At 57.7% G+C, this 13706-nt stretch carries 10 protein-coding genes; 5 read left to right on the top strand and 5 right to left on the bottom strand.

What is annotated here, in order from left to right:
• The first annotated feature begins 269 nt into the window (after positions 1–269).
• Entirely contained in the window at positions 270–704 is a 435-nt protein-coding gene (locus VG146_09730; protein HEV2392629.1) for a LamG domain-containing protein, read from the top strand.
• 194 nt (positions 705–898) lie between these two features.
• Here VG146_09730 and xth read toward each other — a convergent pair whose 3' ends face one another.
• Entirely contained in the window at positions 899–1669 is a 771-nt protein-coding gene (gene xth, locus VG146_09725; protein HEV2392628.1) for an exodeoxyribonuclease III, read from the bottom strand.
• 376 nt (positions 1670–2045) lie between these two features.
• Here xth and VG146_09720 point away from each other — a divergent pair, with 376 nt between their 5' ends.
• From VG146_09720 to VG146_09705, 4 genes are all read left to right on the top strand, one after another.
• Positions 2046–3650, top strand: a complete 1605-nt coding sequence (locus tag VG146_09720) for a sigma-70 family RNA polymerase sigma factor (GenBank protein ID HEV2392627.1) — start codon at positions 2046–2048, stop codon at positions 3648–3650.
• Between the two features lie 73 nt (positions 3651–3723).
• A complete protein-coding gene (locus tag VG146_09715; protein ID HEV2392626.1) occupies positions 3724–5115 on the top strand; it encodes a glycoside hydrolase family 18 protein in 1392 nt (463 codons plus the stop codon).
• A 126-nt stretch (positions 5116–5241) separates the two neighbouring features.
• Complete coding sequence (locus tag VG146_09710; GenBank protein HEV2392625.1) at positions 5242–7572, top strand: LamG-like jellyroll fold domain-containing protein; 2331 nt, start codon at positions 5242–5244, stop codon at positions 7570–7572.
• A 60-nt stretch (positions 7573–7632) separates the two neighbouring features.
• Positions 7633–8013, top strand: a complete 381-nt coding sequence (locus VG146_09705) for a hypothetical protein (protein ID HEV2392624.1) — start codon at positions 7633–7635, stop codon at positions 8011–8013.
• A gap of 136 nt (positions 8014–8149) precedes the next feature.
• Here VG146_09705 and VG146_09700 read toward each other — a convergent pair whose 3' ends face one another.
• From VG146_09700 to VG146_09685, 4 genes are all read right to left on the bottom strand, one after another.
• Positions 8150–9106 (bottom strand): carbohydrate-binding family 9-like protein, encoded by a 957-nt coding sequence (locus VG146_09700; GenBank protein HEV2392623.1) that lies wholly within the window; start codon positions 9104–9106, stop codon positions 8150–8152.
• A 197-nt stretch (positions 9107–9303) separates the two neighbouring features.
• Positions 9304–10821: an MFS transporter gene (locus VG146_09695; GenBank protein HEV2392622.1), complete on the bottom strand. Its 1518-nt coding sequence runs from the start codon at positions 10819–10821 to the stop codon at positions 9304–9306.
• Between the two features lie 7 nt (positions 10822–10828).
• Positions 10829–13165: a glycoside hydrolase family 3 N-terminal domain-containing protein gene (locus tag VG146_09690; protein HEV2392621.1), complete on the bottom strand. Its 2337-nt coding sequence runs from the start codon at positions 13163–13165 to the stop codon at positions 10829–10831.
• The coding region (locus VG146_09685; protein HEV2392620.1) for a glycoside hydrolase at positions 13162–13706 on the bottom strand (545 nt) is incomplete at its 5' end. The genes VG146_09690 and VG146_09685, both read right to left, overlap by 4 nt.

Below are 13706 nucleotides of genomic sequence, written 5' to 3'. Positions count from 1 at the left end.
GGATGGACCCGGCGCAGATATTACTGAGGAGTCCCTAACAATGGAATACCTCTTTAATCTGCAGATGCTTCGGGTGCTTCTGGCTCCCTCTCCTACCTGCTTAGCGGCCTAATTGCGACCGATGCCGCCGGCAGTTTCGACGGGACATTCGATGATTATTCCGGGGCAGGCGCCATCACCTTCGGCGCCCAGACCAGCATCCTGCACGAGACCGATCCGGGTGTGAACGTCTCCGGCGGAGCCGCGTCATTGTGCCCTATGCGCTCGAAATGAATCCTTACGGCCCTTTCACTACATTGGCTTGGGTCCTATGGGGGAACAATTGGGTCAACACTTTCGTAACCGATACCGTTGATACTCTGACGGCCAACTCCTGGTATCACGTGGTGCTCACCTATGACGGCGCCGCCGCCTTCGCTCTTTATGTCAATGGCCATTTAGGCGCCTCCGCCATTTGGAGCGGTTTTGTGCCTAATCAAGGTGGCTCTGCCAATTTCGGCTGGCGGAGTGATAATGATTGGAAGGCCTTTGCCGGCACCGTGGATGACGTCGCTTTCTATAACCAGGCATTGACCCCGCAACAAATCCAGGCGCATTACCAGGCGACCGTCCGGCTCACCATCACAAAAATCGGCAACGATGTCATGCTTTCCTGGCCCTTCGGCAGGGCTAGGGAGAGGGGCCTGTTCGCTGGTGGCGCTTAAGAATTTCATTGTCGGGTGCAGCGAGTGGAGCCTCCACTCCCCGACCCACACCTCCAAAGGAGGAGAGAGAGACCGCGTTTCGCGCTTATTCCCCTAAAGGCAATGGCCGTGCGGCGCGCCCGCCCCTCCCTGAGAATGTTCAAACTCCAGCGGCCAGTGCGACACAACATCAAATGCCGATCAAAGAGGTGCGCTCACCTGAGACGCACCCAAGCCGGGGCGTGATCACTGGCCCCGGGCTGGCCGCGCACCCACGTGTCCACGCCGGCATCGGCCAGTTGCGATTTGAGCGGAGGGTTTAGCAGGAGATGATCGATCCGCAGCCCGGAGTTCCTTTGCCAGTGTTGGCGGAAGTAATCCCAGAAAGTGTACACCCGCTGGTCCGGGAAATGCGCCCGAAGCGCATCGGTCCAGCCTTGGGCCAGCAGCCGCTGGTAACAAGCCCGGGTCTGCGGCTGAAGCAACGCGTCTTTACGCCACGAGCGCGGGTCGTAAATGTCAAAATCAGTAGGCACGACATTGTAATCGCCGGCCAGCACCACGGGTTGGCCGCTTGGGCACAGGCTGGCCGCATGGCGCAGTAACCGTTCAAACCAGGCCAGCTTGTAATCGAATTTGGGCCCTGGTTGTGGGTTCCCGTTTGGCAGGTACAAGCAGCCGACCAGGATTCCCTTGACCATTGCCTCAATATATCGGCTGTGCGTATCCTCAGTGCCATCGGGCAGCCCCCGGCGAGTTTCAACCGGATTGGTGTCACGCGCCAGAATAGCCACCCCGTTCCAGGACTTCTGCCCATGCCAAACCGCCCCATAACCCGCAGAACAAATCGTCAGAGCAGGAAAGGCCTCCTCGCTCGCCTTCAGTTCCTGAAGGCACACGACATCGGGCGTTTCCCGTTGCAGCCACTCAATTAAATTGGCCAGACGCGACCTAATGCCGTTGACGTTGTAAGTCGCAATTTTCATTGGCGCTTTGGGCGTTTGCTTGCGCATCTATTGTGCTATACTCGCTGAAGAATCACAAACCCGCCTGAACTCGATCCGCATCATGTTGAATGACACGTTTTTAGTGATGGGGCGCCCAGCCTCATCTGAGAACCTTCAAGAGCGCCAACCTCCGCCTGCATACCGCAATGCTAGCGTCTCAAGCGTCCTCTCCAACTCAGGCCCGCTTGGCTTTATGAAACTCAGCGAACGATGTTATGGATTACCCCTTTGAAGGGCCCCCGGCTCTTTTCCCTTTCCCCATCCCAAATCCCCTGGACAACCAGCCGCAAATCCTCACCCGTTCCTGAACTTTTCTTTGTCGGATTTTGGTTTCCTTGGTTATTAAATAAGTGAGATGCAGGCCAAATCCGATGCGCAGCTCCTACGCGATTATGCCGAACAGGGCACTGAGGCATCATTCACCGAACTCGTCAACCGGCATACTAACCTCGTGTATTCCGCCGCGTTCCGGCAGGTGAATTCCCACGAAACCGCCGCGGAGATTGCCCAGAGCGCGTTCATCGGACTGGCGCGCGGTGCTCGGTCCTTAGCGCCCCGGTTGGCGGCACAAGCGTCATTGACGGGATGGCTTTGCCGCAGCGCCCGCAATCTTTCGCTCAACTTCCGGCGAGATGAGGTTCGGCGACGAATGCGTGAAAGGGAAGCCATGGAACAACTCAACTCGATTTCTGACACCGCTCCCGATTCGGAACGCCTGCGTCCAGTGCTGGACACCGCCATGTCAGAGCTTAACGAAACCGACTTCGACGCGCTCGTGCTGCGCTTTCTCAAAAATCAGGATTTGCGTAGCGTAGGTTCGGCGCTGGGCGTCAGTGACGATACGGCGCAAAAGAGGGTTGCGCGCGCGCTTGAAAAGCTCCGCGAACATTTAGCGCGGCACGGCATCAACACCACCGCGGCTGCTCTGTCCACCGTCATCTCCGCTAACGCCGTACAAGCCGCTCCGCCCGGTTTGGCCGCTTCCATTTCAACCGCCGCAGTTCTGGCTGGAACAACCCTCGGTACCACCGCGACGACAACCGCCATCAAAACAATCGCCATGACAACACTGCAAAAACCTCTTGTCACTGCCGCCCTTGTTGTCCTTGCCGGAACAGGACTCTATGAATCTCGCCAAACCGCGAAATTACGCGAGCAAAACGAGACTCTACAGCAACAGCACGCGCCATTGGTCGGCCAAATCCGGCAATTGCAATCGGAACGAGATGACGCGACGAACCTCTTGGCGGCCTTGCTCGCAGAAAGAAAGCAATGGCGGTCAGAGCCAAACGACACCGCGCTTTTGAGACTGCGCGGTGAGGTGACGCGCTTGCGCAAGGCCGTTAGAGAAGGAACAAACGATGTGGCCGATGTTGGCCTGGCAGAAGCCGCGGCTAGAATTAGCCAAACGAAAGAATGGTTGAAGCAAACGCCAGCAGAGAAAATTCCTGAACTTGACCTTATCGACGTTTCCCATTGGGTGAATTACGTAAGCGCAGTCCCCAAGTGGCAAGGGACCTCGAATGATTTTGAGTTGGTTTTGGGCAGCCTGCGCACAGAGGCGAAGGAACAGTTTGCCATGATTCTTGGGGGATGTTTGGATAATTACCTCGTCGCTAATGGCGGTCAGTTGCCCACTGATCTTTCAGAATTAAAGCCCTATCTCATGAACTGGAACAATCGCGCCACTCATTATGGCATCAAATCCCTGGAAATTAATGATGCCATGCTCCAGCGCTATCAACTGCTTGCAACTGGAAACGTGAGCCAACTCGCCCCATCAGAACCGTTGGTTTCGGAAAAGCTGCCTATTAATAACGCGCAATACGACGGCCTGTTTAAGATTGGCACGTTTAATTTTTCCTACACTGCCGTTTCTCCAATCGGCTCTAGTGGCAGTGGCCCGATAATAGCCGCTTTTAAGAACAACGCTCTGAAACAGCTATTTGGAGGCCAGTAATCGCGGAACCGCCGCGCAATCATTTCATTGGCGCCGAGCTCGACCCGCACCAGGGATTGTGTTAAACGGAGCTATGCACGCCGTCGCGTACTCCTGTCGTTTCGCGCTTGGGGTGTTCCTTTGGGGCGTGTTTAGCGTCTGCGGCTCGACCCATGCCGGCTTTTGGATCACAGCGTATTACCCCGGTTATCGGCAGAGTTACCTGGCCGCCTCTAATATCGACTTCACAGTTGTTACCCATGTAATCCACTTTTCCGTGATGCCCAATCCGGACGGCACACTGGACCCCGCCCTCAACGCGATCATACCCGCGCGGACCGCAGACCTGGTGGCCCGAGCCCACGCCGCCGGACGCGCCGCCCTCATCTGCGTGGGTGGCGCCGGCAGCCAGCCAGGCTTCCAGGCCGCCACAAGCAGCTTGAATCGCCCAGTATTTATCAGCAACATCCTTGGGTTTATGTCCGCATACGGCTATGACGGCGTGGATATCGATTGGGAACCGCTTCCTGCTTCTGATTTTAACCAATTCACGAATTTCGTGAAGGCCCTCCGCTCAGCCTTGAATGAGTCTTCATCAAAACTCCTCACCGTCGCAGCGCCAGCTTACCCTGTTCCCGGAGATCCACCCGCTGCGGAATTTGCCATGTTCGCTGCGCTCCAAGGGCAACTGGATCAAATCAATATCATGACCTACGACCTTTCTGGCGCCTATCAGGGCTGGGTCACCTGGTTTAATGCACCGATTTACGACGGGGGTTATCGTTTCCCCAGCAACGGTCGGCTCGTGCCCTCGGTTAATGGCGCCGTCAGCAACTTCGTCTCAAATGGTGTGGCCTCCGCCAAGCTGGGGCTGGGCATTCCCTTTTATGGCAAGGCCTGGACCAACGGCGCGGGTACCTCGACGAGCGGGACCCTGTTGCCGCGTCAAAGCTGGATCGGCGCCCCAACGGTTACGGCGCTCACCTATTCTCAAATCATGTCCAACCAGTACCAAGCGAGCCGCTATCATTGGGATGCTGCAGCCCAAGCCGCCTACCTCAGTGTCACCAGTTCAGTCCCGGCGAATGACGATTTCCTTTCCTTCGACGACGAATATTCCTGCCGGGCGAAAGTCAGCTTCGCCAGGAACCATTTTCTCGGAGGGCTCATGATTTGGGAACTCGGCCAAGGCTATTTCGCCGGAGCGCCAAACGGCCAGCGGGACCCGCTGCTTCAGACAATAAAACAGGCCTTGGCTACTCCGCAGTTGCTGTCCGTAGCACCCACCAATCAAGACATCCAGTTCACATTCACTACACTGCCTCTGGCGGGGTATCGGGTGCTGTGGACGAGCAACCTGGAGCCGCCTGCGTGGAAGACCTTCAGCAACAACGTTCCTGGTAACGGCGCTCCTCTTCAGATGCTGGATTCCGGCGCCCGGACTGCGGCGCCTCAACGCTTTTATCGCGTGCAAACGCCGCCCTAAATTCCCTTCGAATTTACCTGTCAATATCGGGACCGCTCTGGTAAAACTGACCGTGCAGAACCCGGTGACGCTGTGAAACCCCACGCGACCCTTTTGGCCGGTTGAATTGAAAGAGAATTGAGACCTATGAAATCAACAAAAAGAACGTCCTTGCCTGAAGCCGTCATGCTGACCCTGACAGGACTTGCCGCACTGGGCGGTTACAATGCGCGCGCGGCATATCCTGACTTGATTCTTTCAGATCATCCCGTGGCCTACTATCGCCTGGAAGAGACCTCAGGCGCGACCGCAGCGGACTCATCGGGCAATGGGTTCGACGCCGTCTTTAGCTTCAACAGCACCGGCACATTCCCTATCTTGGGGGAACCCGGCATAGACACCAACTCGGTTTTGTTCAACGGCGGCGCTGACTTTGCCTCGGTGAGCATTCCCTATCAACCGGAGCTTTCCCCGACGAATTCCGATGGCATCACCGGCGCGCCGTTCTCGGCCGAATGCTGGGCGCAGGCCACGAGCGACTCGCTCTCGGATTATACCTCGCCCTTGGCGATGTCAGGGGCTTACACAACGAGTTACCCCAGCGGCTCGGGCTGGAATTTCTACCAGACGCAAGGCCCCGGAAGCGGATGGGCTTTGTTCATCCGCGGCGGGGCGGTTTATACGTTCTTTGGCCCGCCCGTAACGCTGCTGCAATGGTACCACTTGGCCGTTACTTGGGATGGCGCCGCGGCAACCTTTTACGTCAATGGAGTGTCGCAAGGCTCATCCGCGATCAATTATAAAGCCGTCGATCCACTGGCCGGCTATGCCGGAGCCATTGGCGCCGGCCCGCAAACTGGCCATGGAGCCTTCGCGGGCGGCGTGGATGAGGTGGCCTTTTATACCAACACTCTGACCGCAGCCCAAATCCTGGACCATTATCAGCTTGGCACCAATTCCTTCCGTGCCCCCAACACCCCGCCCGTTTTCGTATCCACTCCGGGCCCGACGACCAATTATTCCGGGACCAGGGTGACCTTCAGCGCTGTGGTAAACGGAACCCAACCGCTGCATTATCAATGGAAGCGAAATGGGACCATCGTCGCCGGGGCCACCGACAGCAGCTACTCGTTTATCTGTTATTATCCAGCGGATGACCAGGCCACTTTTTCCATCACGGTCACCAACAGCGTCGGGCTGACCAATAGCCCCCTGGCGACTCTCACGGTTTTGACCAACCTGAACATTATCGCCGATCCCTATTCCATCACCAGAAACGTGGGCAGCGCCGCCGCCTTTCGGGTCGCTGCAAGTGGCGCAGTGCCCATCCAGTACCAGTGGTTTAAGGGAACGACAGCAATCGCCGGCCAAACCAGCGATACGCTGTGGCTGACCAATTTACAATCCGCAGATGACGGTTCGCTCTTTCATGCGCATGTGTCCAACCCATTCACTTCGGCAGATACAATGGACGCATCGCTTTCTGTTGTGGCTCGGGCAGTCAACGTTCCGTTAACCGGCTACGCCCAAATCGTCGCGGCCGATCACCCGGTGGCTTATTGGCGGCTCGACGAACCCAATGGAAGCGTCACCGCCGTTGATGCCGTGGGCAGTTTCGATGGGACATATGATAATTCCAAAGGGGACATCACCTTCGGTGTGCCGCCGGGCATCCCCGGTTTCAGCAACCCTTCGCTCGCGTCTTACGACCAAGCCGTCGATCTAAGCGACACCAATACTCTCGCGATCGGTCGGGGCGGTGTGGTGCGGATTCCTTACGCCCTCGAACTCAATCCATTCGGGCCTTGGTCGATGGAAGCTTGGGTTCGGCCAGATTCCAACGACACCAACAATAATTTCCGCAGCGTGATGTCTTCGTTATACAATTACAACTTCAGCGCGGCTGTTTATGGCTGGGTCATTTACCAGCACCCCAACTCCGGCAACGGCGCATGGACCCTGGGCTTGTTTAATGGCACCGGCGGCCCCGGCTTCTTCGGGAGCGATTTCGGGCATATCCCGCTAATCCCCGGGAGTTGGTATCATCTGGTCCTCACAGATGACGGGACCAACATCATTCTTTACGTCAATGGCGTCGCCGGCAGTGCTCGGACTACTGTGGCAGCCTCGGGGTTTATTCCTAATGGCATAAATGGCGACCCCACCCTCTCGGCAGGTTCTGAGGTGCTGGGCCAGCGCGGTGATGCCGCCTTCTTCGGCTTCTCCGGCGCGATGGATGAAGTCGCTTTCTATAACTATGCGCTGGCCCCTTCGCAAATCGCTGCCCATTCTCAAGCTACGCCCTTGTTGACGATCACTAGAACCGGCGCCAGCGTCGTCCTCGCATGGCCAGTCGGCACGCTGCAATCCGCCACGGCCCCAGGCGGCCCATTCAGCGATCTCAACCAGCCATCGCCCTATTCACCTTCAACCAGCGGCCCGCCCATGTACTATCGGGTCAGACTGCCGGCGCAATGATGGCGGATAACGCCCCTGGATGCCCGACGGCAGGCCGAACTCCAAGAGGGGTTCCAGACGGTGCAACGCGCAACCGCATCCGATCCGGACGGATATGTCACCAATGTTGAGTTTTTTGCCAACGGCGCGGATTTGGGCCGCGGACTGCCGCTGGCGACGGACCCGCCCAGCCCCATCGGCATCGCGTATTATCTGGCATGGTCGGACTCGCCCGCCGGCAATTACGCTTTGACCGCCGTCGTCACCGACAATGGCGGCTTGTCCGCCACCTCGGCGCCGGTGAAGATTTCCGTGGTCAACAGTCCTCCGCCGACCAACGTTCCGCCAGCGGTTCGCATTGATAGCCCGACCAACGGTGCGACCTTTCTCGCGCCAGTGGACATTCCAATTTTCGCCTCCGCCGGCGCCAGCAGTGGCTTGGCCGCGATTGAATTTCGTTGATCCCGACGCCCAAAGCTATCCGTCCCGATTCTATCGCGCCGTGCCCTTGACCAATCCGCCATCGGAATAACCCGAACCGGGTTGACACGAAAATTCAGGCACTTGTGCAAGAATTAATTCCGAGTCGTCCTGTGCATCATCGCCCCGAGGAAACTGTGCTCATCACGTCATTCGTTGAAAACTCGATAAAAGGGAAACACTCTGGGATGTGCGAATCCCAGACCCCATGCGGGCTCCAGAACCAGCCGCCAGAATCCTGTGCCGGTGGCGGCGCTTTGTATTGATTAAAGCGGGAAAAGTCGATGCGCCAAACGTCTCTTGGCTGGGGCGGCAAAGCGCGCCCGTCGGCCTTTGCTAGCCATTTCATTCCTTCCCATGGAAACGCCAACTCCACCGTCCAGCCACGGTCCTTGTCCTTGTCATTATTGAGCGTGCCGTCGATATGAACGGCCGTTTTCCGCCCGGGGAACGTCCATGCCCACGAACCCAGCCGCAGCCCGCGCGGGTGATTGGTATAGCCAACTCCATTAAAAGGTTTGACGAGCGGGTTCGCCCGACGGAACGCGGGCTCCCGGGCAAAGCCATCCTTTTCGTAGGTATCTTCCCACATGAAGAATGCCTCATAGACGGTGTTTAGCGCGTTGATTTCGAATTCGTAGTAACTGTCCCGTCCTGCAATAAACACCTCGGCATCGTTGTTTTCGTAAATGGGAGAGTTGTGTTTGGTGAAGGTGGCCTGCACGTTGGGTTCCTCCAGCCAGAAGCCGACGTAAAGATTGTTTTTGTCCCACAGCACACTCACCCGTGTGTCGTGCAGCGTCGGCGCCCCGGTGAGAATATCCACGAACCGTGTGGAGCGCGGAGCCGTTTGCCAGCACGGCTCGTCCAGCTTGCCATCGATCCGGATAGGCTGCGAAACACGGTAGGCGGTGTAGTGGGGAATCTTTTCCGGGTCGCACGGGAAGGCCGACGCGGCGTTGGTGGCAGCCCTGATACTCGCAGGCCCCAGGAATGAGAGGGACCCGGTGACACACAAAACCATGAGGCAATACTGGGCGGCATGAGCTGGAAAAAGCGGGCGTGGGTTCAGCATGCACACAGCTTAGAGACTGCAGCCCGATTTTTCCAGCGAGCTTTACAGCCGCGTCTGCCCTTAATACCTCAGGTTAGGACTGTGCACGAAAAACTGCCGTGAACCTCCATTTGCCAGGGGGCGCAACAAGCGCACATCACCTGCACAGCCTTGTCGCCCTCGGCGATGTTATCCTTGAAATGGTGGCTGAGTATGTTTTAGACGGTGGCGGGTTTGGGCATGAGTTTGCGTCGTCGCCCGGCAAGTTCGTCGGCCATCTGGATAGTCGCTCGTTTGTTCAAGGGATAAATGAAAAGCAAGACTGTGCAAATGGCAAACAGGACGCCAACGGCGACGCCACTGTTGAAGCGATACCCGGCGACGGCTTTAGGCGCCGAAGGAAGAGCCGTTTCGTAAGCAAAGAAGCCTTGCATGATCCATAGGAACGATGCGGAGCCAAGCGCCAGGCCGGACTTCAGCGCGAATCCAATCGTGGCGAAAACCATTCCGGTAAAGCGACGGCCCAGCCTCCATTCGGAATAATCCGCTACGTCCGCGAAAATTGCCCAAGTCAGCGGAATGGTGGGAGCATAGACAATGGAGATAAAGGCAGTTAGCCACACCATGCCCCAGACATTCGCAGGCGACAAAAGATAAAACGCCAAAGTGCCAACTGCCGCTAAGGCAAAGCCGCCGGCCGACACAGCCTTTTTCCCAAACCTTCGCGCCAGCGGCGGCGACAACAGAATGACGATCATAATCAAGCCGGTGCCGAGCATGTTGATAATGCTGTTGAACACGTCCGCCACATTGGAGCTTGCGGGATTGGCAAGGTCTCCATGGACAATATAACCAAGAGTTTCGAGAATTCCGCCCTGCGGCTCCGCGCCGACGGGCGCCACCAGGCCGAAGCGTTGCACAAAATCGAACATCGCCCCCTTATTGGCGTAGTAATGGTAGTAATTGTAGAGCGCCCCCCCGCGAAACGAGAGAATGGCGAAATGCACGAGCGTCCAGAAAAACATGACCCGCCACGGGCCGTTCTTGAGCAGGTCGAGGAAATCCTGTTTTGGCGATGACTTCCCGGTCCTGGCCGGCTGGACGCGTTCGCGAGTCGTGGCGAAGGTGATAAGAAACAATACCAGACAAAGCGCTGCCCAGATGCTCATCGTCATCCGCCACCCGTACTGTCGGTCATGGCCGATGGCAAATTTTGCCACCAGCGGCAGGGTGAATCCGCCGACGATGAACTGCGCTGCGTTGACGGCAATGAAACGAAAGGAATTCAGTTGCGCCCGCTCGTTGATGTCACCCGTCATGACGCCGCCGAGCGCAGCGTAGGGCATGTTGTTCATCGAGTAAACCGTCATGAGCAACGTATTGGTGATCACGGCGTATGAAACCCTTGCGGCCATGCTCCAGCCCTTCGGCGTTGTGTAAGCGAGCACCATAATGATGGCCCACGGCACGGCGGTGAACAGAATCCATGGCCGGAATTTTCCCCAACGCGTGGTGGTGCGATCGGCGAGAATACCGACAATCGGATCGGCGACGGCATCCCACAACCGTGGCCATAGCAGAATGGCCGCTGCAGCGCCGGCGCTTAGCCCAAAGGTGTCGGTGTAAAAATTGAGCTGGAACAGCACCATCGTCATGAACACGAAATTCGCCCCGGCATCCGCGCAGCTATACCCGGCCTTTTCGAAGAAGGAGAGCTTCTGCTCGTTATCGCTCATGGAAGATTCAGGGTTGTTTGGTCACTGTCAGAATCAACTTCTGCAAGTCCGCGTCGCGAGATGAGTTCCCGACCATGATTTCGAAGGCGCCGGGCTCAACCGCGTATTTCATGTTCACGTCGTAGAACGCCAAGGATTCAGGCGTGATGTCTAGCCCCACTTTCTTCGTTTCACCGGGCTGGAGCCAGACCTTTTTGAACCCCTTCAACTCCTTAACGGGCCGGGTGACCGAACTGACGCAGTCGCGGATGTACATCTGCACCACTTCCCAGCCGGCGCGTTTACCGGTATTGGTCACATCCGCCAAAACACGAGTCGAACCCTCGCAAGTGATTCGCTTCTTAGCGAGCCGGACATTTTGCAGCTTGAACGTGGTGTAACTAAGTCCAAAGCCGAACGGGAACAGGGGCGAAACGTCGTCCCAGAGGTAACCGCGTCGCGCCGACGGCTTATGGTTATAGAAAACGGGCAGATGTCCCGCCGAGCGCGGTATGGAGATAGGGAGCTTGCCACCCGGATTCACGTCGCCAAACAACACCTCCGCCAGTGCCAGGCCGCATTCCTGGCCCAGATACCAGCATTCAAAAATGACCGGCACGTCCTTCGCCACCTTGTTGATCGATAGCGGACGGCCATTGAACAGAAACACAATCACCGGCTTGCTGGTAGCCAGCATCGCGTCCACCAGTTCGTCCTGGAGCCCGATAAGATCCAGGCTCGTGCGGTCGCCCATGTGCTTGAGGCCCCAAGCTTCTCGCGATGTTTGTTCATTGCCGCCGATAGCCAGCACAATCGCCTCGGCCTGCTTCGCCACCTCCACCGCCTCGGCAATCTGTCTCCGGTCTTGGGCTGGATCGCTCGCGACAACAGCGCCCTCCTGCCAGGAGCCGCCCTGGGTGATCTTACAACCTTCTGCATAAAGCACCGTCACCTGATCACCAATCCGGGCTTTGATGCCCTCGAGCACCGTAACGTTGTGCTTGGGCAGCCCGCTGTAGCCGCCCAGCAACATTCGGTTGGCATTTGGCCCGATGACCGCGATGGTCCTTAGCTTTGAAGCATCGAGGGGCGCCAGGTTGTTCTCATTCTTGAGCAGCGTGATTGTTTCCCGTGCAGCCTCGAGTGCCAACTCACGGTGTGCTTCGCAGCCAACTCCCCGGGCTGCTTCCTCCGGATCGACGTAAGGATCGTCGAACAGGCCCATCTGGAACTTCCAATGCAGCATCGGGGCGACCAGATCGTCGAGCTGCTTTTCTTTGAGGGCGCCCTTGCGAACCAGATCGACCAGATGGAGGTAACAATCCGGCTCCGGCAGCTCAATGTTCACACCAGCCTCAACAGCCAGCCGGCAGGCTTCCCTTTTGTCCTTCGCCACGAAGTGTCCATGGGTGTCGGGACGGTAACCCAGTTCCCAGATTGCGTAGTAATCCGAAACTACAAATCCCTTAAACCCCCATTCTCTGCGAAGCACGTCCTGTAACAGCCACTTATTGGCGTGAGAGGGCACACCGTCAATCTCGTTGTAGGAAGCCATCACGCTAACAGCCCCGGCTTCGCGGATTACCTCTCGAAATGGTTGCAGGAAGGTTTCGCGCAGCACGCGCTCCGAAATATTAGCCGGCGCGCAGTTCTGGCCCGACTCCGGCTGCCCGTGCGCGGCAAAGTGCTTCAACGTCGCCATGACGCGCTTCTTGTCCTTGAATGTGGCGTCGCCCTGGAATCCAAGGACCGCAGCGATACCCATCCGGGTGGTCAGGTAAGGGTCCTCGCCATAGGTCTCCTCGACGCGGCCCCAACGTGGGTCACGGGCAACATCCACCACCGGCGTGAGCGCCTGATGTGTGCCGCGGAGCCGCGCCTCGTACGCTGTCATGGTGAAGAGCCGCTCGACCAGCGTCGGATTGAACGTGGCGCCCAGCCCGATGGGCTGGGGGAAACTCGTGCCCTCACGGGCCGCGTGGCCGTGCAGGCATTCCTCGTGAAAGATGACCGGAATGCCAAGTCGCGAGTTCTCCAGGAAAAACTTCTGAACGGCGTTGGTCAACTCAGCCATCTGCCGCGCCGTGCGTCCCATCCACGGCGCGGTGGCTGGGGCGCCAGCATCACTAGGGCGGCCCACCTGGCCCAGGCCGAGCCCTTTCCTGAACGCAGCCCTGGCCTTGGTTGGGTCGAAATTGCCATCGGCGTCCACGAGCTTTTGAGCCTTTTGCTGCCAGACGCACGTCATTTGTGCGGCCTTTTCCTCGAGCCTCATGCGCGCAAGCAGGTCTTTAACACGACGCGCAACCGGCACATCCGTATTCCTGTAAAGTGGAATGGCTAATGGACTTTGACCGCGTCTCATTGGATTGTCTTCCACCTGAAACACGCGCCGCCCTTGCGGTCCGGACGGGGGCCGGTGGCTGAAATCGCTACCACACCCGGGTTGTGCGGCTTGGTGGTTAGATAGCGGTGGTTGACGAGAGACATGAGCATGGTGTCACCGCGCATGAGGTTTATCCATTGAAACCATTCAGCTTCGCCCGGCATCTTTCCCGTGAGATTCTTCAAGATAACAACGTCATCAGCCACGGAAACCAATCGGCTGCTGGCCGTCTTCAGCGCCACATGGCCCTGGCCCAGATCAACGACCTGAAATTGCGCGTTCTGGCCGGCCGCCGCACTCGTATCGGCTGCAATATTCACCAGTGACATCTTCTGAGTATCGACAGCCAGCAAGCTGCCATCGGCGCCGCTGCTCAGGATAATGGTCCTGCCTATGGGCAGCGCGCGCTCAACGCCCCTCGCGCGCGGTTCATCAACCGTGAAATTATCGAAATCGGCGTAACCTCCGGGTTTGCCGGTGTCGTTGTAATTAAAGAGGCTAATTCGGACGCCTTGAAAGG

The sequence above is a fragment of the Verrucomicrobiia bacterium genome, from assembly GCA_035946615.1.
In the GTDB taxonomy this organism is placed as follows: Bacteria; Verrucomicrobiota; Verrucomicrobiia; order Limisphaerales; family UBA8199; genus DASYZB01.
Note: the sequence above shows the minus strand (reverse complement) of the source record. Positions and strands in the feature narration are given on the sequence as shown.